The sequence below is a fragment of the Bradyrhizobium sp. WSM471 genome, from assembly GCF_000244915.1.
In the GTDB taxonomy this organism is placed as follows: domain Bacteria; phylum Pseudomonadota; class Alphaproteobacteria; order Rhizobiales; family Xanthobacteraceae; genus Bradyrhizobium.
The window spans coordinates 4,605,246-4,622,637 of sequence record NZ_CM001442.1 but is presented as its reverse complement, the minus strand read 5'-3'; the positions used below and the strand labels follow the sequence as shown (position 1 = coordinate 4,622,637).

Annotated in this window: 15 protein-coding genes and 1 pseudogene; 13 read left to right on the top strand and 3 right to left on the bottom strand. The window is 64.1% G+C overall.

Features of this window, described 5'->3' with window-relative positions:
- The first annotated feature begins 128 nt into the window (after nucleotides 1–128).
- The 6 genes from BRA471DRAFT_RS20600 to BRA471DRAFT_RS20580 all read left to right on the top strand — a co-directional run bounded on the left by BRA471DRAFT_RS20600 (nucleotide 129) and on the right by BRA471DRAFT_RS20580 (nucleotide 6,972).
- Nucleotides 129–1,865 carry an adenylate/guanylate cyclase domain-containing protein gene (locus BRA471DRAFT_RS20600; protein WP_007610744.1) on the top strand — a complete coding sequence of 579 codons (1,737 nt, stop codon included), beginning with the start codon at nucleotides 129–131 and terminating at the stop codon, nucleotides 1,863–1,865.
- A 105-nt stretch (nucleotides 1,866–1,970) separates the two neighbouring features.
- Complete coding sequence (locus BRA471DRAFT_RS39010; RefSeq protein WP_007590638.1) at nucleotides 1,971–2,147, top strand: hypothetical protein; 177 nt, start codon at nucleotides 1,971–1,973, stop codon at nucleotides 2,145–2,147.
- Nucleotides 2,148–2,294: 147 nt separating this feature from the next.
- Nucleotides 2,295–2,507 (top strand): hypothetical protein, encoded by a 213-nt coding sequence (locus BRA471DRAFT_RS20595; RefSeq protein WP_007610743.1) that lies wholly within the window; start codon nucleotides 2,295–2,297, stop codon nucleotides 2,505–2,507.
- A 121-nt stretch (nucleotides 2,508–2,628) separates the two neighbouring features.
- Complete coding sequence (locus BRA471DRAFT_RS20590) at nucleotides 2,629–2,886, top strand: hypothetical protein (protein WP_007610742.1); 258 nt, start codon at nucleotides 2,629–2,631, stop codon at nucleotides 2,884–2,886.
- 1,553 nt (nucleotides 2,887–4,439) lie between these two features.
- Nucleotides 4,440–6,164, top strand: a complete 1,725-nt coding sequence (gene ilvD / locus BRA471DRAFT_RS20585) for a dihydroxy-acid dehydratase (RefSeq protein WP_007610741.1) — start codon at nucleotides 4,440–4,442, stop codon at nucleotides 6,162–6,164.
- Nucleotides 6,151–6,972, top strand: coding sequence for a tetratricopeptide repeat protein (locus BRA471DRAFT_RS20580; protein ID WP_007590646.1), 822 nt, complete (start codon nucleotides 6,151–6,153; stop codon nucleotides 6,970–6,972). Before ilvD ends, BRA471DRAFT_RS20580 begins: the two co-directional genes overlap by 14 nt.
- Nucleotides 6,973–6,987: 15 nt before the next feature.
- Here the strand turns inward: BRA471DRAFT_RS20580 and xth are convergent, their stop codons facing one another.
- A complete protein-coding gene (gene xth / locus BRA471DRAFT_RS20575) occupies nucleotides 6,988–7,785 on the bottom strand; it encodes an exodeoxyribonuclease III (RefSeq protein ID WP_007610740.1) in 798 nt (265 codons plus the stop codon).
- Between the two features lie 133 nt (nucleotides 7,786–7,918).
- Here xth and BRA471DRAFT_RS20570 point away from each other — a divergent pair, with 133 nt between their 5' ends.
- Nucleotides 7,919–10,249, top strand: coding sequence for an ATP-binding protein (locus BRA471DRAFT_RS20570; RefSeq protein ID WP_035974149.1), 2,331 nt, complete (start codon nucleotides 7,919–7,921; stop codon nucleotides 10,247–10,249).
- 147 nt (nucleotides 10,250–10,396) lie between these two features.
- Here BRA471DRAFT_RS20570 and BRA471DRAFT_RS20565 read toward each other — a convergent pair whose 3' ends face one another.
- On the bottom strand, nucleotides 10,397–11,296 hold the full coding sequence (locus BRA471DRAFT_RS20565; protein WP_007610738.1) for a hypothetical protein: 900 nt from the start codon (nucleotides 11,294–11,296) through the stop codon (nucleotides 10,397–10,399).
- Between the two features lie 125 nt (nucleotides 11,297–11,421).
- Here BRA471DRAFT_RS20565 and BRA471DRAFT_RS40020 point away from each other — a divergent pair, with 125 nt between their 5' ends.
- The 3 genes and pseudogenes from BRA471DRAFT_RS40020 (at nucleotide 11,422) to BRA471DRAFT_RS40395 (ending at nucleotide 12,086) form a co-directional block, all read left to right on the top strand.
- Nucleotides 11,422–11,670 (top strand): DUF4272 domain-containing protein, encoded by a 249-nt coding sequence (locus BRA471DRAFT_RS40020; protein WP_198287836.1) that lies wholly within the window; start codon nucleotides 11,422–11,424, stop codon nucleotides 11,668–11,670.
- A gap of 31 nt (nucleotides 11,671–11,701) precedes the next feature.
- Nucleotides 11,702–11,956, top strand: a pseudogene (locus BRA471DRAFT_RS40400) (DUF4272 domain-containing protein); the annotation flags it as partial.
- A gap of 46 nt (nucleotides 11,957–12,002) precedes the next feature.
- Nucleotides 12,003–12,086, top strand: coding sequence for a DUF4272 domain-containing protein (locus BRA471DRAFT_RS40395; RefSeq protein WP_371258328.1), 84 nt, complete (start codon nucleotides 12,003–12,005; stop codon nucleotides 12,084–12,086).
- 125 nt (nucleotides 12,087–12,211) lie between these two features.
- Here BRA471DRAFT_RS40395 and erpA read toward each other — a convergent pair whose 3' ends face one another.
- Nucleotides 12,212–12,541 (bottom strand): iron-sulfur cluster insertion protein ErpA, encoded by a 330-nt coding sequence (gene erpA / locus BRA471DRAFT_RS20560; RefSeq protein ID WP_007610737.1) that lies wholly within the window; start codon nucleotides 12,539–12,541, stop codon nucleotides 12,212–12,214.
- Nucleotides 12,542–12,676: 135 nt separating this feature from the next.
- Here erpA and BRA471DRAFT_RS20555 point away from each other — a divergent pair, with 135 nt between their 5' ends.
- From BRA471DRAFT_RS20555 to BRA471DRAFT_RS20545, 3 genes are all read left to right on the top strand, one after another.
- Entirely contained in the window at nucleotides 12,677–13,885 is a 1,209-nt protein-coding gene (locus BRA471DRAFT_RS20555) for a deoxyguanosinetriphosphate triphosphohydrolase (protein WP_088931090.1), read from the top strand.
- Nucleotides 13,886–13,894: 9 nt separating this feature from the next.
- On the top strand, nucleotides 13,895–15,685 hold the full coding sequence (argS, locus tag BRA471DRAFT_RS20550) for an arginine--tRNA ligase (RefSeq protein ID WP_007610731.1): 1,791 nt from the start codon (nucleotides 13,895–13,897) through the stop codon (nucleotides 15,683–15,685).
- A 139-nt stretch (nucleotides 15,686–15,824) separates the two neighbouring features.
- Nucleotides 15,825–17,381, top strand: coding sequence for an SPOR domain-containing protein (locus tag BRA471DRAFT_RS20545; RefSeq protein ID WP_007610729.1), 1,557 nt, complete (start codon nucleotides 15,825–15,827; stop codon nucleotides 17,379–17,381).
- Nucleotides 17,382–17,392 lie beyond the last annotated feature (11 nt).

Sequence of the window (17,392 nt, the reverse complement as noted above, 5' to 3'; positions counted from 1 at the left end):
ACAAGGCTCGCGCGACGGTTGTGGGCGGCTCTCGGCGTCACACGGGGCGGATTGTGCGTATTCCCTCGGCCAAATAGCGTGTATTGGGTTCCATAGTAGTTCCTTCAGCCCCTTTTGCCGCACATCCCATGCCGCTCTTCAACCAGTCGATCCGGCGCAAGATCGTCGGCATCGCCCTCGGATTGATCGTCCTGATGCTGGTCACCTCGATCCTGTCGATGGTGATGTCGAGCCAGGTCGGCGTCCTGCTGGACGAGCTGACCAACCGTTACATCCCGGCGTACAGCCATCTCGCCCGCGCCAATATCCGCTCGCTGGAGCGGGCGCTGGCGCTGCGGCGCATGGTCATGACGAAGATGCAGTTGCCGTCGGACGAGGAGGGCTACGCGGCGCGGCTTCGCGATTTCGAGGCATTGGACCACAAGTTCGAGGAGGAGGCCGAGACCGCGCGCAAGCTCATCAACGCCATCATCGACGACCCCAGGACCTATTCCGACAACGCCGCACTGGCACGGCTCGACGTTCGTATCGAAAGCGCTGTCGCCGAGCTGCGGCGCAATCTGGACGAGGGCAATATGAAGCTGCTCAAGCAGATCGAGGCCAAGGACATGGCCGAGGCCCGCGGGACGCTCGAACAGCTCGATTCGCTGCGCGATGCGTTCAACCGGAAGGTCGACGCGATCCGCGGCGACATGCTGACGCAGGTCTTCTTCTCGACGTCGCAGGTGATCAGCCGACAATACCAGGCGATTATCGTGTCGGGAGTCGTGACCTTGCTGGCGGCGGTGCTCGGATTTGCCTTTGCGCTCCTGGTATCCAGCGGCATTACGCGCCCAGTGCGGCTGCTGCTCGCCGGCACGCGCGAGGTCGAGGCCGGCCGCTTCGACAAGACCATCACCGTCTCCACCCAGGACGAGATCGGCGAGCTGGCCGCAGCCTTCAACCGCATGACCGAGCAGCTCAGGCACAATGAGCGCGTCCGCGAGACATTCGGTCGCTACATCGATCCCAAGGTGGTGCAGGGGCTGATCGACCGGCCGGAGGTCGCGATCGATGGCGAACGCCGGGTGATGACCATCATGTTCTGCGACATGAGCGGCTTCACCGCGATGAGCGAGGGTATGACTCCGCGCGGGCTGGTCAGGGTGATGAACCACTATTTCACCGTCATGTCCGGTCCGATCAGGAGCAACCGCGGCATCATCGACAAATATATCGGCGATGCCATCATGTCCTACTGGGGCCCGCCCTTCATCGAGGAGGAGGAGCAGGCTCAGCTTGCCTGCTTCGCCGCGCTCGACATGGCCGAGCAGTTGCCGGCACTGCAGAAGCAGTTGCCTGACCTGCTCGGCATCCGCGCCATGCCCGCGCCCTGCGACCTGCGCATCGGGATCGCCACCGGCGAGGTCCTGACCGGCAGCATCGGCTCCGAGCTGATGATGAGCTTCACCGTGATGGGCGATGCCGTGAACCTCGCCTCGCGGCTGGAGGCCGTCAACAAGGCCTATGGCACCCGTATCCTGATCTCGCAGGCGACGGCGGATGCGACCGGCTCGCACTTCGAATTGCGCGAGGTCGATCGTCTTGCAGTCGCCGGCCAGAGCGCGGCGCAAACAATCTTCGAGGTGATGGGCCGGGCAGGCGCGCTCACGGCCGCGCAGGAGAGCCTGCGTTCGCACTACGCTGGAGGCCTCGCCGCCTATCGCGCCCGCCGTTTCGACGAGGCCCGCGCCGGCTTCAACGCGGCACTTGAAGCCGTCCCGGGCGACGGCCCCTCGCGGGCAATGCTTGCCCGTCTCACGCGGTTCGAGGCCAATCCGCCGGACGAGGGCTGGGACGGCGCCTGGCGGTTGGAGCAGAAATAGTCGGCCGCGCGGGAAAAATTGATTCTACTCGATAACGATGTTCGCCGTGACCTATTTCCCGGGCTTAGGTTTGGTGTCCTTGAGGCGTTTGACGGGGACACGCCGATGACAGAACTTGAGAACAGGCTCGAACGGTTCGAGACGCTCACCGCCGAATGCGAGCTGATCGCCAGGCTCGCCACCGACAGCACCAAGCGCGAGTTTTATCTGAAGCTTTCGGAGCAGTACCGCCAGCTGGCGGTGGACATGCGGCAGGCGATCGCGAGCAAGGCTGCGGCCTGACGCCGGCAATCCGTTCTTAACACTTGGCGCGCATCCTCAATGCAGATGCGGGGACGCTTGCTGCTTCTCCGCTGTGGGAATGCCGGGGCACGTTGCGGTGCAACGCGCCTCGCGAGATTGTTTCGTCGTGCCTTACAGGGCGATCCCATGCGCCTCGTTGCGGTCATCATGTTTGGACTCATGACGGCAGCCTGCAACCAGGAGCAGGACATCACCGGCACGACCCCGGTCTGCGCGATACGGAACTACACCTCCTTCAATCCCCGCGACATGACCCAGTGCGTTGCCGCCTGCAAGGCGTGCGACCATGGCAACACGGTCACCTGCACCACGTCGTGCACGCTCAAGGGCGCCCATTGATCCGTTCCGCCTCCTGGTGACGGCCCAGGGCGCCTTGACGGTGTCGCAACGGTGTTTTGGCACCGGAACGATTCACATGGATTAATCATTGGAGGGATGGCAGGACGCGGAGTCCTTTGGAATGGGTATGCTCGATCCCGGTCGGTTCCTGGTGTCATGCTCGCATTGCGCGGCCTGGCCGATGGCGGCCAATGTGAAACGTTCGAGCTGGTCGGCTTCGCCAAACGAGGTCCGCTTCGTGTGCCCGCGCTGCCGTCGCGAGGAGACTGCGATCATCTCCGCCTCCGGCGAGTTGACGCCGATCCGGCGCGTCGACGTCCCGCCGCGCGACGTCACCGCGGCCTGGGCTCAGGCTCAGCGTCCGAGGGGGCGGGCGTAGCCCGCCCGTTTAAGGAGAAGAGGGCGAGGCGCCTAGGTTAAGTCGCTGAGGTCCAGTGATGGCTATGACCGGACCCAGCGCCGCAAGGCGACCGCTGTCCAAACCGTCTCGACAAACCCGACGGCCAGGCGCCACGAAGCCGTCGCGTTTGCCCGTCGGGCAAAACATCTTGACCATTTCTCGATACGCCCGTGTCAATCCACTCGGGCAAAATATTCCGCTTTACCGAAATTCGGTTTTGACGTATGTGTCGGTCATCCCGGCTCATCCTTGAGGGGCGATCTCGTTGTCGTCTTGATTGCGAGCCGGGCTTGCGGTGGACGCGGCAGCGTTCGGGTGCGAGAGGCCAAGGGCAGGGCGGATTGCTCTCCGTGAGCCCATGGCTTCGTTCCGACGAGCGGCGCTGTTAGGTTCGTCTCGTCTGTAAGTTTCCGGCTCCGTCGACAGGGCTGGAAAAACTGCGGCGAAATGGCGGGCCGTGCGTACGGCAAAACCGTGTGGTCCTGGCCGTCGTTGCTACGGTCAAGCTCTTGCGGATGCGGCATGCGCGTCAACCGGCGCGGTGTCGGCGACTTTCGCTGGGGTGAGGGAGGCCAAAGAGAACTCGGCTCCCGGGAGAGCACGGCATAAGCCGTCCAACCATCGCGCAGGGAAGGCCGAGTGATTGGCACCACCTGTATGCTGCTGTGCGGTTTTCCTGCGTGTGCTTTTCGCGCAGCGGACCGCGGGTGCGAGGTCAGCACCCGGCCTTCTCTGCGCCCTCTTGGATCAAGAGGGTGGAATGACGAAGCAAAACTCGGGCGATTTGCGCCGCGAGGATGCGAAGCTGTGTCTGCATTCAAGATGCGAGCTGGAAAAGTGGCGCTGCCGCCTCATACTCATTGCGAGCGCAGCGAAGCAATCCAGTCTGCCGCCGCGGAGGGATTCTAGATTGCTTCCGCCTTCGCTAAAGCTTCGGCGGACAACTCGCTGCGCTCGCAATGACGATGTGGAGAGAACGTGCCTCACGCTCCGCTCTCGTGCCCCGGACGCAGCGCAGCGTCCCTTCGACGGTGCGCTGCAGAGCCGGGGCCCATCTCTCTGCATTGCGCCGTGTCGCCCTGGGTCCCGGCTCTGCGCAGCAGCGCAAGAGCGCTGCAGCGCGTCCGGGACACGAGAGCTTCGCTGCCCCCGCGATGAGGAGGCGAAAACACCGACTCACCTCAGTTCGCGCGGTCGCGAGTCGAATGGGCGCGCACGGTGCCTGCCACAAAATCTGAAGTTGCAAATGTCCACGCCCGCGATGGTATTTTGGTAGGGAAAATTCGTGTCCTCCGGGCCACGATTGTGCCGCCCATGCAACACTCATCACGGATTTATCCATCATCGCTGTCCGTTCGCATCAACGCCGCTTTTTGGCCACACCCGAACATGAATAAATTCACTCGAATGTTTTAGCGGCAGCGGTGGTCCTGAAGGCGACGGAAATCCCCAAGGTCGATTCAAAAGGTCGATTCAAATCTTGGCTCTGATTTTTCGGGTCTGAAAGGGTTGGCCGGGGAAACTGGTTTGCGATGGACGCGAAGAGCAACATCAAGCAGAGGCTGCCGAGCCGTCACGTGACGGAAGGCCCTGCGCGCGCGCCTCATCGGTCCTACCTCTACGCCATGGGTCTGACCACCGACCAGATCCACCAGCCCTTCGTCGGCGTCGCCTCGTGCTGGAACGAGGCCGCGCCCTGCAACATCTCCCTGATGCGCCAGGCGCAGGCGGTGAAGAAGGGCGTCGCATCCGCCGGCGGCACGCCGCGCGAATTCTGCACCATCACAGTGACCGACGGCATCGCCATGGGCCATGACGGCATGCGCTCCTCGCTGCCGTCGCGCGAATGCATCGCCGATTCCGTCGAATTGACGATCCGCGGTCACGCCTATGACGCCCTCGTTGGCCTGGCCGGCTGCGACAAGTCGCTGCCGGGCATGATGATGGCGATGGTCCGCCTCAACGTGCCCTCGATCTTCATCTATGGCGGCTCGATCCTGCCCGGCAATTTCCGGGGCCAGCAGGTGACCGTGCAAGACATGTTCGAAGCCGTCGGCAAGCACTCCGTCGGCGCGATGTCCGACGAGGACCTCGACGAGATCGAGCGCGTGGCGTGCCCCTCGGCGGGTGCCTGCGGCGCGCAGTTCACCGCCAACACGATGGCGACCGTCTCCGAGGCGATCGGGCTGGCGCTGCCGTACTCGGCTGGTGCTCCGGCCCCCTATGAAATTCGTGACGCCTTCTGCATGACCGCGGGCGAGCAGGTCATGGAGCTGATCGCCCAAAACATCCGGCCGCGCGACATCGTCACCCGCAAGGCGCTGGAGAATGCCGCCGCGGTGGTCGCCGCGTCCGGTGGCTCGACCAATGCTGCACTGCACCTACCGGCAATCGCGCACGAGTGCGGCATCAAGTTCGACCTGTTCGACGTCGCCGAAATCTTCAAAAAGACACCGTACGTCGCGGATTTGAAGCCGGGCGGCCGTTATGTCGCCAAAGACATGTTTGAAGTAGGTGGCATACCGCTTCTGATGAAGACGCTGCTCGACAACGGATTTCTCCACGGTGACTGCATGACCGTCACCGGTCGAACGATCGCCGAAAACCTCAAAAGCGTGAAGTGGAATCCGCACCAGGACGTGGTGCACCCGGCAGACAAACCCATCACCGTCACCGGCGGTGTGGTCGGTCTGAAGGGCAATCTGGCGCCAGAAGGTGCGATCGTGAAAGTCGCGGGAATGTCCAACCTCAGGTTCACCGGTCCGGCCAGGTGCTTCGACCGTGAGGAGGATGCTTTCGAGGCCGTCCAGAAGCGCACCTACCGCGAAGGCGAAGTCATCGTGATCCGCTACGAGGGGCCGAAGGGCGGTCCCGGCATGCGGGAAATGCTCCAGACCACCGCGGCGCTGACCGGCCAGGGCATGGGCGGCAAGATCGCGCTCATCACCGACGGCCGCTTCTCCGGCGCAACCCGCGGCTTCTGCATCGGCCATGTCGGGCCGGAAGCCGCCATCGGCGGCCCGATCGGGCTGCTCGAGGACGGCGATATCATCGAGATCGACGCGGTCGCCGGTACCCTTAACGTAAAATTGAGCGACCAGGAGCTTGCCCAGCGCAAGACCAAATGGACCGCTCGCGCGACTAACCACACGACGGGCGCGCTCTGGAAATATGCTCAGCAGGTTGGACCAGCGGTCGGTGGGGCAGTGACCCATCCGGGCGGCGCGCACGAGAAACAGTGCTATGCGGACATCTAGGCGTACCATCGTTGCGTTTGTGTTGGGGGCTACCGCGCTGGCCGCGCCGGCGCTCGCCTTTGACGGCGCACCCGTCAGCCAGAAGGATGCGACCATCCCGGTGGTCACGACGTTGCCGGGCGCAGCAGGCAAGGTGCGCAATGTACCGCCAGTCGTGCCCCAGGAAACCTCGCTCAGCGCCCTGCAATATGCCGCGGAGGGGGGCCACCCCATCGCGCAGTGGAAGCTCGGCCGCATGTACGCCAATGGCGACGGCGTCGCCCAGGACGATGTGCGTGCGTTCGAGTATTTCACCCGCATCGCCAACGCGCACGCCGAGGACAGCCCGTCGGCGCCGCAGGCGCAGATCGTCGCCAACGCCTTTGTGGCGCTCGGCCGCTATTATCTCAGTGGCATCCCGAATTCGAAGGTCAAGCCGGACCAGGAGCGGGCGCGGGAGATGTTCTCGTATGCCGCGTCCTATTTCGGCAACGCGGATGCGCAATACGATCTCGCCCGCCTGTACCTGAAGACGCCGGACGCTTCGCGCGAGGATTTCCGCTACGGCGCACGCTGGCTTGGGCTCGCCGCGCAGAAGGGCCAGCACGAGGCCCAGGCGCTGCTCGGCCAGATGCTATTCAACGGCGACCGCCTGCCGCGGCAGGCCGCGCGCGGCCTGATGTGGTTGACGCTGGCGCGCGACAGCGCAGGCAGCGACGAGACCTGGATCAAGGAAAACTACAACCGCGCCTTCGCAAAGGCCTCCGACGACGATCGCGCCATGTGCCTGCAGATGCTGGAGCAATGGGTGCAGGGCCGCCGGGAGTGATGGGTTGAGGCGGCCTCACGCCGCCTCGAGATCGAGATCCGCCCACACCGGCACGTGGTCCGACGGTTTCTCCCAGCTGCGCACATAGCTGTCGATGCCGACATTGGCGAGCCGGTCGCTGGCCTGTGGCGACAGCAGCAGATGGTCGATCCGCAGGCCGTGGTTCTTCTGCCAGGCGCCGGCCTGGTAGTCCCAGAACGTGTAGAGCCCGGGCTCGTCGGTGACGGCCCGAAGCGCATCGGTCAGGCCGAGGCCGAGCAAGGACTGAAAACTCTCCCGCGTCTCGGCCTTGAACAGGGCGTCCTCGGTCCAGGCGGCGGGATTATGGACGTCCCGGGCATGCGGGATGACGTTGAAGTCGCCTGCGAGGATCAGCGGCTCCTCGGTCTTGAGGCGCTCCTTCGAATACTCAAGAAGCCGCGACATCCATTTGAGCTTGTAAGGATATTTCTCGGTGCCGACCGGATTGCCGTTGGGCAGATAGAGGCAGGCGATGCGCAGCACGCCGGACTTGAGCGTCACCACGCCTTCGAGGAAGCGGGCATGCGCATCCTCGTCGTCGCCGGCCAGCCCCGACTTGGTCTCATCGAACCGGAGCTTCGAGAGCAGGGCGACACCGTTGAACGTCTTCTGTCCGTGGGTGACCACGTTGTAGCCGAGCGCCTCGATCTCCAGCCGCGGGAAGGCCTCGTCGACGCATTTGATCTCCTGGAGGCAGACGATGTCCGGCTGGCACTCCTTCAGCCAGGTCAGCAACAGGTCGATCCGCTGCCGGACCGAGTTCACGTTCCAGGTGGCTATTCTGATGGGCATCTTGGCGGCTCCGGGCAGGGGCCATCGTTAGAACAAAATGCAAACGCGCCCGTCAAGGAGGCAGCGAAATCTCCCACAAAATTAACCCGGCTTAAGTCGGGCCCGGGCCATTGATCGTGAAAAGGTTTTTCGAATGGGACGGCCGGATAAATCCATGAAGCGAACCGAGCCCCGCGACGGGTTGATCGGCGCGTTCCTGTACTGGCTCGGCGGCTATGAGATCGAGGACGGCCTGACCGCCGGTCTCAGCGAGCGGGAGCTGAGCCGCATCCGCGCCAAGCAGATCGACGCGGTGATACGGCTGATTCCCGTGACGATGGCCGTCACCATGCTCAACGTCGCTGTCGTGTTGATTTTGTTCTGGGGCAGGGGTTGGAACGACTTTCTCGCGATCTGGGGCATGACCCTCGCCACCGCGGCCTCGCTCGCGGTGCGCGCGTGGCGGCGCTCTCACCAGAGCCCGCCGCAGGAAGCCTCGCCCCGCGCCGCGCGGCAGATGTTGCGGCAGGCGTTTTTCCTCGCCGCAATCTGGGGCACGCTGCCGGTCGCGCTGTTCAGCCACATCGAGCCAACCAGCCAGCTCATTCTGGCCTGCCTGATGGTCGGCATGATGTCTGGCGGCGCCTTCACGCTGTCGACCTTCCCGCGCGCGGGCCTCGTCTATCTCGCGACGACGACGATCGCCTGCGCCGGTGCGTTGCTGTTGTGCGGCACCGGGCCTTACCTCGTGACCGCGGTGTTCCTGCTGCTGTTCGCGTTCTTCATGGCGCGGAACATCGTCTCGCAAGGCAATCTGTTCCTCGGCAATCTCAAGGCCCAGCTCGAGCTCGAGCGCAAGACCGAGATCATTTCGCTGTTGCTGAAGGATTTTCAGGAGAATGCCAGCGACTGGCTGTGGCAGACCGACGCCGAAGGGCATCTGGTCGACGTGCCCGAGCGCTTCGCCGCGGTCGCACAGCTGCCACTGCCGTTGCTGAAGGGCTCGCATTTCGCCGACGTGCTCGACATGCTGTGCCCCGAAGACAAGAGCGCGGCCTACAACGTCGTCGGCCTGATGGAGCACGCCGAACCGCTGCACGAGATGAACCTCAAAGTGGTCGCCGGCGGCGAGGCGCGGCTGTGGTCGCTCACTGCGAAGCCGGCCTACGACCGCGACGGTCAATTCCTCGGCTATCGCGGCTTCGGCCGCGACGTGACCGAGCGCTGGCGCGCGGAAAAGGCCGAGGCCGAGAGCCGTGCCAAATCCGATTTCCTCGCGGTGATGAGCCACGAGATCCGCACGCCGATGAACGGCGTGCTCGGGCTTGCCAGCATGCTGCTGGAGACAAAGCTCGATCCGGAGCAGCACGAAGCCGTCACCACGATCCGCGAGTCCGGCGACAATCTCCAGCGCATCCTCAACGACATTCTGGACCTCTCCAAGCTCGAGGCCGGACGTTTCGCGTTCGAGGTGATCGACTTCGCGCCGCAGGCGATGGTCGAAGCCGTGGCGACCGTCGTGCGCGCGAGCGCCAAGAGCAAGGGGCTTGCGGTCAAGGTCGAACTCGATCCCAACCTGCCGCCGACGCTGCGCGGCGATGTCGCGCGTATCCGCCAGGTCCTGCTCAATCTCGCCGCCAACGCGGTGAAGTTCACCGACGCAGGCGAAGTCACGATCGCAGCTGTCTGTCAGGCCCGCCGCGATCTGCTCGCCACCGTCGAATGGAGCGTGACCGACAGCGGCATCGGCATCGCCCCCGAGAAGCTCGGCCAGCTCTTCTCCGAGTTCGCTCAGGCCGACGCCTCGATCAGCCGCCGCTTCGGCGGCACCGGGCTGGGCCTAGCGATCTCCCGGCGCATCATCGAGCAGATGGGCGGCACCATCGGCGTCACCTCCACGCCGGGCGAAGGCTCGACCTTCCGCTTCACGCTGGTGCTGCCCTGGAGCCAGGCGCAGGTATCCGACCACAATGCAGACCGCGACGAAGCCGACGATCTCAAGGCGCGCATCGCGGGCCTCGACCGGCCGCTGAAGGTGCTGGTCGCCGAGGACGACGCCGTCAACCGCATGGTCGTGAGCAAGATGCTCGGCGCTTTCGATGTCGAGTTGCGCGTCGTGACCGACGGTGTCGAGGCCGTCGCGGCCGTGTCCGAAGGCGATTACGATATCGTGCTGATGGACGTGCGCATGCCCGAGATGGACGGCCTTGCCGCGACCCGCGCGATCCGCGCCGAGGGCGGACGCTTCGCGGCCTTGCCGATCATCGCGCTGACCGCCAATGCCTTCCCCGAGGACGTCAAGATCTGCCGCGAGGCCGGGATGTCCGACTTCCTCGCCAAACCGCTGCGCAAGCCTGCGCTGGTCACGGCGCTGCTGCGTGCGCTGGACGGCCAATGGGTATCGGAGGACGCCCCGCTTCAGCCAGAGCAGATGCCGGTCGAGGCGGACTGGACGGACGAGGAAAGGCAGATCACCGGCGCCTAGCCGGCGACGTCAGATCGAGAGGTGATCCCGCAACCGCAGGACGCCGTGGCGTTCGGATTGTTGACGCGGAACGAGGCGCCGATCAGATCGTCGACGAAATCGACCTGGTACTCCATCCGGCTGAGCCACGGCCGACGATGTAAGACGTTAGAGCTTTCCATAGACTCGCGTGGCGACCGCCTTGAGACGCTCGACAGACCCGGACGCCGGATGCGGCTTGACCGGCGCGAACAGGATCGAAGCCTGCCTGCCGTTCTTCCAGACGAAGATGTTGACCGCGTTGCCGTTGCCCTTGGTGCAAGAATGCTCGCCGAACGCTTCGCTGCCGAGCTCGGGGACCGTGATGTGCTGGCACGGGCCCGGGCGTTTCATCATGCTGATGACCGTGTCGCGCGAGATCGCGATGACCGCTACTATCATAGTGTTGGCCTCGCGATCGAACATCATGCAGCTTCCTGCGCCGGTCCGCTGGACCTGCAGCGTGCTCTTCTCGAGAAAGCCGTCGGCGTCCGCGGCAGTGAGCCATTCGCAAGTGCCGAACCGCTCGCTGGTCTTGCTAACATTGCCAACGGCGACGCGCGCGGCTTGGGTGATCGGTCCGAGCAGCGCGTCGTCGGCGCGCCGGCCGATCGGATAGACGCTGATCTGCAGAATGCAATCGCCGGACAAGGCAACAACCGAAGCCTCCTGGCGCTCCGCGCCGGTCGCGCTCGTTCCGCCCTGGCCTTCGTCGCCGATCCCTGACACCGCGTTAAGCGGCATGCGCTCGGCGAGCGTTTTGACGAAGGTCGCGTACAATTCCCTGGCGCGGTTCTTCTCGGGATTGCGGAACACGGTCAGCATCATCGTGTCGCCGCGCCCGCCCTGGTAGATGCAGCCGCGGCCGTCCTGATTTGAAATCAGTGACCATTTGAGAGCCGGCATCGCGCCGGCGAGCTCCCGGGCGCTGATGAACGGGCAGGTCTCAGCCGCGAGCGCGGGAGGCGGGACGGCTGCAACGGCGAGGAAGAGAGCGAGGCAGCAGAACAGGCGATCGGTCATGCGCATTGGTAATTGTTCTCCGCTATTGGCGCCACGGCGTGCCGCAGTCTGGCTTACGGTCCAAGCGGCTGCGATGGAATGCTCGATCTTGTCGCTGCCGAAGGTGCCTCGTAATATTGTAGGGGGGCGAGATGAATGAGGGGCTGTCAGCGGACAATGGCGGGGTCTCAGCGGAAGCTATTGATCGAAGGCTCAGGTCAGAAGTGATCCTTCGAGCCGAGGGCGTACCTGTCCTTGCCACATTACCCGTTATTGAGACTGCGGCTGAGGCGCTGAAACGATCAAAAGAAGAAGTCGCGCTACGCACTCTTTGCGTCCTTTTCGTTGCTGCAAAGGGCGAAGGTCTTGGGGAAGAGCTAGTTGAACAACTTCTGGAATGATACGAACTCCGGCCACATCTCACTCGCTTTCGTGCTCGACAAGTCCCCCTCGCAGCACGACCGGATTCAATTCACTTGGCGGCACGAAGCCGCTTGGACGCTGCTTTGGGCAATGGGCTTCGTGGCGCAATTAGGAAAGCCAGCTCAGATTTGCGACGTGGGATTCGCCGCTGGGACAATGGCCGAAAGGACAACCTCTCAGTTCATCGAAGACTCCGAACTTCGTCCGATCGCCGACATTCTTGATCAGGCCGATCTGGTCTACAGGTACCACTGGACTGTTAGAAATGCCCGTATAGGGACAGGAGGTACCGGCGGGTCTCGATCCTGGCGTGACGCAAGAAAGGCACTACGCTTTGAACTGGCTTATCGGATACCATGAACAAGCGTGGGATAATGTCACGACTGACACATAATACTCTACCGAGTACATGACCCCTGTTTTGCCCGACACGTCAAGTTATTTTCGTAAAATACGAAGTTGATCGTGCCGGCTTCCCGGCTACTTTGCATGGGGTTGTTTTTCAGATTTTGAGTTGCGCTAGATCGAGAAGCTGGTCCCGCAGCCACAGGACGCCGTGGCGTTGGGATTGTTGACCCGGAACGAGGCGCCGATCAGATCGTCGACGAAATCCACCTGCGAGCCCGCCAGGAATGGCTGCGAGGCGGAATCGACCAGCACCACCGCATTGTCCTGCTCGATCACGAGATCGTCGTCGGTGCGGGCACGGTCAATGTCGAACTTGTACTGGAAGCCGGAGCAGCCGCCGCCCTCGACCGAGATCCGCAGCATCGCGCCAGACCCTTCGCCCTTGAGGATCTCCCCAATCCGGCGTGCGGCCTTGTCACTGATGGTCACGTCAGTCGTCATCGTTCGTCTCCGATAGCCCCCGCGGCGATACCAAGGTCACCTGAAGGTCGCTTGCCCAATTCAGTTGGTATCCCGCGTCGGGCATAGTTAAGTGCCACCATACGCAGAATCAAATGGATAGGGACTAAATTCGCCGTGTCCGTCGGAATGGCTGCCCCCCACGCGCCCTATGCCTGCGACCCCGAGCGCAGTCGCGGCCGGTTGGCCGCGGAACCGCCGAGCCGGACCCGCAGCCCGTTCCGGCGGGATTGCGACCGGGTGATCCACTCCACCGCGTTCCGCCGGCTGAAGTACAAGACCCAGGTATTCGTGTTCCACGAGGGCGACCACTACCGCACCCGGCTGACCCATTCGCTGGAGGTGGCCCAGATCGCCCGGGCGCTGGCGCGGCAGCTCGGGCTGGACGAGGACCTCACGGAAACCCTCGCGCTCGCCCACGACCTCGGCCATCCCCCGTTCGGGCACGCCGGCGAGCGGGCGCTGGACGCCTGCCTGACGGATTTTGGCGGCTTCGACCACAACGCCCAGACGCTCCGCGTCGTTGCGGCGCTGGAACACCGTTATCCCGAATTCGACGGACTCAACCTGACCTGGGAATCGCTGGAGGGCATCGTCAAGCACAACGGCCCGCTGACCGATCGCAGCGGTGCGCCGGTCGGGCGTTATCGCGAGCACGGCATTCCCGTCGGCATCGCCGACTACGTCAAGACCTACGATCTCGAATTGTGGAGTTTCGCCTCACTGGAGGCACAGGTCGCCGCGATCGCCGACGACATCGCCTATGATGCCCATGACATCGACGACGGCCTGCGCGCCGGCCTGTTCCACCTCGACGACCTTAAGGTGATGCCGCTGACCGCGGAGATCATCGCCGAGACTGCTGCGCATTACCCCGATCTCGAAGACGTCAGGCGCGGCGCCGAGCTGGTGCGCGAGCTGATCTCGCACCTGATCGGTGCCGTGTTCGCCGAGGCGCAGACAAACCTTGCCGCCGTGAAACCGCAATCCGCCCAGGACGTGCGCCAGCAGAGCCGGGCACTGATCGCGTTCCCCGCCGAGGTCGCCGAGGAGGAGGCCGCCATCAAGCGCTTTCTCTATCAGCACATGTACCGCCACAAACGGGTCATGCGGGTGATGGGCGAGGCGGAACAGATCCTGTTCGACCTGTTCGCGAAATACCTCAAATCGCCCGGCGAACTGCCGCCGGAATGGCTGGTCGGGGCGGAGGCGGACAATGAGGGCGACCGGGCTCGCCGGATCGGGAATTTCATTGCCGGAATGACCGACCGTTTCGCCCTGACCGAGCACCAGCGGCTCTTTGACTCGACCCCGGATTTGCGTTAGGCGGCGCCCATGCCCGACACATCCTCAGCACTGCACCTGTTCGCCGACGTGCTCGCACGCGTGCACGCGGTCTGCCGCGCGCTCGCGGCGGAAGCCAACTGGCCAGAGGGCATCGATTTCTCGCGCGTGGTGGTCGAGCCGCCGCGCGATGCTTCCCATGGCGACATGGCGACCAACGCGGCCATGGTGCTTGCGAAAGAGGCAAAGGCAAAGCCGCGCGACCTCGCCGAGCAGATCGCCGAACGGCTGCGCGCGGATGCGCTGATCGCCAAGGTCGACGTCGCCGGTCAGGGCTTCATCAACCTGACGCTGAAGCCGGCCGCATGGGCCGAGGCGCTACGGACCGTGCTGCGCGAGGGCGCCGATTACGGCCGCGTCCGCGGCGGCTCCAAGGTCAACGTCGAATATGTCTCCGCCAACCCGACCGGACCGATGCATGTCGGCCATTGCCGCGGCGCCGTGTTCGGCGACGCGCTGGCGAGCCTGCTTGAATTCGCAGGCCGTGACGTCACGCGGGAATATTACATCAACGACGCCGGCGCGCAGGTCGACGTGCTCGCACGTTCCGCCTTCCTCAGGTATCGCGAGGCGCTCGGCGAGGACATCGGCGCGATCCCGGAAGGCCTTTATCCCGGCGACTATCTGAAGCCGGTCGGGCAGGCCCTGGCGCAGGAGCATGGCGACAAGCTGCTCGCCATGAGCGAGGCGCAATGGCTGCCGACGGTTCGCGCCAAGGCGATCGCAATGATGATGGACGAGATCAAGGACGATCTTGCCGCGCTCAACATCCGTCACGACGTGTTCTTCTCCGAGCGGTCGCTGCAGGACGCTGGCAACAACAAGGTCGCCGAGACCATCGATTTCCTGCGCGCCAAGGGCGACGTCTACCAGGGCCGTCTGCCGCCGCCAAAGGGCGCCCCGGCCGAGGATTGGGAAGATCGCGAGCAGCTGCTGTTCAAGGCGACCGCCTATGGCGACGACGTCGATCGCCCGCTGGTCAAGTCGGATAATTCCTACACCTACTTCGCCGCCGACATCGCCTACCACAAGAACAAGTTCGACCGCGATTTCGCGGAGATGATCGACGTTTGGGGCGCCGACCATGGCGGCTACATCAAGCGTATGCAGGCGGCGGTGAAGGCGACCACCTCCGGCAAGGGGGCGCTCGACGTCAAGATCGTCCAGCTCGTGAAATTGCTGCGCAACGGCGAGCCGGTGAAAATGTCCAAGCGGAGCGGGGACTTCGTCACCTTGCGTGAGGTGGTGGATGAAGTCGGCCAGGACGCCGTCCGCTTCATGATGCTCTACCGCAAGAACGACGCGGTGCTCGACTTCGATCTCGCCAAGGTCATGGAACAGTCGCGCGACAACCCGGTGTTCTACGTGCAGTATGGCCACGCCCGCGGCCATTCGATCTTCCGCAACGCCCGGACCGAGCTGTTCCCGGAACTCCCGGAGGACACGGAAACGCGCATCGCCTGGCTCGGTGAGTCGGCGGTGGAACGGCTGTCGGACCCGGCTGAACTCGACCTTCTTAAGCGGCTCGCAATTTTTCCGCGCATGCTGGAGGCGGCAGCAAGCGCCCACGAGCCGCACCGAATTGCCTTCTATCTCTATGATTTAGCCAGCGAATTTCATGCACTTTGGACGAAGGGGCGCGATTTGCCCTATTTACGCTTCATTATCAATAATGATGCAGATCTAACGAAGGCGCGGCTGGCCATGGTCCAGGGCGTCGTCTCTGTCCTGGCATCGGGCCTCGCCATCCTCGGCGTCCATGCTCCGGACGAGATGCGGTAGTTTGGGGCGAACTACTTAAGGGATTTCGGGGGTAACCGGCAGAAGCCGGATCGCTTAGACTTGGTTGAAAGCCTTGTGGGTCGAAAACCGTGCCTTGGTCGAGGGGCGCGCGGTTTTCCCGAAGGGACGCATCATCACGATGGCCGAACGATATCAGGACAGACCGTTTCCTTCCGATGACTATGGTCGCGGTGGCGATCAGCATGGGGGCGGCGATCCCTTGGCCGAACTTGCACGTCTGATCGGGCAGACCGATCCGTTCGCAGCGCAGGGGCGACCGGGCGCGCACCCGCCAGCAGCGCCCGCGCCCGTCCAGAGCTATCAGGACGACTATCGCCAGGACGATGACCAGCAGGACTATGCCGAGCAGGCCCCACCGCCGCCGCCCGGGCCGCCCTCATGGATGCGGCGCGCCAATGTGCAGCCGCAGACGGCGCCAGCCGAGCCCTATCCCGCTTCCGTAAACCCGGTTCATCCACTGCATCGTTATTCAGCCCAGCCGACCGCGCCCGAGCCCGAACCTGATTTTCGTCAGCCGCAGGCCTATCCGGATCAGGGCTATCAAGCTCCTGCTTATCAAGCTCCTGCCTATCAGGATCAGGCCTACCAGCAGCACGATCAGGCTTACCAGGAGCAAGCCTATCAGCAGCCCGATCCGGCGCGCTACGACGATGCGCTCTACGGACGGCTGGAGGCGGGCGAGCAGGACTATCAGCGCGATCCCGCCTATCCCGACGATCCCTACGCGTTCCAGAGCGACTACCCCGAGGCCGATCTCGACGAGCCGAAGAAGCAGCGCGGCGGCATGATGACGGTCGCGGCGATCCTGGCGCTTGCCGTGGTCGGGACCGGTGCCGCGTTCGCCTACAAGACCTATGTGGGCTCGCCCCGTAGCGGCGAGCCGCCGATCATCAAGGCCGACAACACGCCGACCAAAATCGTGCCGGCGCCGTCGGACTCCTCGGCCAAGGTGCCGGACCGCATGGTCACCGGAGATGGCACCGAGAAGATCGTGCCGCGCGAGGAGGCGCCTGTCGACGTCAACGCCAAGGCGGGAGGTCCCCGCGTGGTGTTCCCGCCGCTGAACCAGAACGCGAACCCGCCGCCGGTCGCGAGCGTGTCGCCGTCCAGCATCCCGCTGTCGAGCGCGGGCCCGAATTCGAGCAACGGCACGCTGCCGAACAATTCGCCGCGTGCGATCAGGACCGTGGCCGTGAAGGGCGATCAGACCGACGCCACGGCCTCACAAGCCGCCACGGCCGCGAAGCCGGCACCTCTCCCGAAGCCCGTTGCTGCACCGCGCACGCCGCCAACCTCGGCCAATGCAAGTGCCAATCAGCCGCTATCGCTGGCGCCGCAATCGGCGCCGGCTGCGGAGCCGCCGCAGCGGATGGCTGCGACCAATCCGACGCAAATTGCGCCCCCTAGCAGCAGTGGTGGCGGCTACGTCGTGCAGGTCTCCTCGCAGCAGACCGAGGATAGCGCCCACGCCTCCTACCGGGTGCTTCAGAGCAAGTACGGCAGCGTGCTGGGCTCCCGCGCACCGGTGGTCAAGCGGGTCGACCTCACCGACAAGGGCAAGGGAATCGTCTATCGCGCCTTCGCTGGTCCCTACGGCTCGCTCGAAGAGGCGAACCAGGCCTGCAACAGTTTGAAATCCGCTGGCCTGTCTGCCTGCTTCGTCCAGAGGAATTAACGGCCGTTTCC

Bases quoted from the DNA above. Each gene is read 5' to 3' on its own strand.
- BRA471DRAFT_RS20600 (WP_007610744.1), top strand. From the start codon at position 129: ATGCCGCTCTTCAACCAGTCGATCCGGCGCAAGATCGTCGGCATCGCC.
- BRA471DRAFT_RS39010 (WP_007590638.1), top strand. From the start codon at position 1,971: ATGACAGAACTTGAGAACAGGCTCGAACGGTTCGAGACGCTCACCGCC.
- BRA471DRAFT_RS20595 (WP_007610743.1), top strand. From the start codon at position 2,295: ATGCGCCTCGTTGCGGTCATCATGTTTGGACTCATGACGGCAGCCTGC.
- BRA471DRAFT_RS20590 (WP_007610742.1), top strand. From the start codon at position 2,629: ATGGGTATGCTCGATCCCGGTCGGTTCCTGGTGTCATGCTCGCATTGC.
- ilvD (WP_007610741.1), top strand. From the start codon at position 4,440: ATGGACGCGAAGAGCAACATCAAGCAGAGGCTGCCGAGCCGTCACGTG.
- BRA471DRAFT_RS20580 (WP_007590646.1), top strand. From the start codon at position 6,151: ATGCGGACATCTAGGCGTACCATCGTTGCGTTTGTGTTGGGGGCTACC.
- xth (WP_007610740.1), bottom strand. From the start codon at position 7,785: ATGCCCATCAGAATAGCCACCTGGAACGTGAACTCGGTCCGGCAGCGG.
- BRA471DRAFT_RS20570 (WP_035974149.1), top strand. From the start codon at position 7,919: ATGGGACGGCCGGATAAATCCATGAAGCGAACCGAGCCCCGCGACGGG.
- BRA471DRAFT_RS20565 (WP_007610738.1), bottom strand. From the start codon at position 11,296: ATGCGCATGACCGATCGCCTGTTCTGCTGCCTCGCTCTCTTCCTCGCC.
- BRA471DRAFT_RS40020 (WP_198287836.1), top strand. From the start codon at position 11,422: ATGAATGAGGGGCTGTCAGCGGACAATGGCGGGGTCTCAGCGGAAGCT.
- erpA (WP_007610737.1), bottom strand. From the start codon at position 12,541: ATGACGACTGACGTGACCATCAGTGACAAGGCCGCACGCCGGATTGGG.
- argS (WP_007610731.1), top strand. From the start codon at position 13,895: ATGCCCGACACATCCTCAGCACTGCACCTGTTCGCCGACGTGCTCGCA.
- BRA471DRAFT_RS20545 (WP_007610729.1), top strand. From the start codon at position 15,825: ATGGCCGAACGATATCAGGACAGACCGTTTCCTTCCGATGACTATGGT.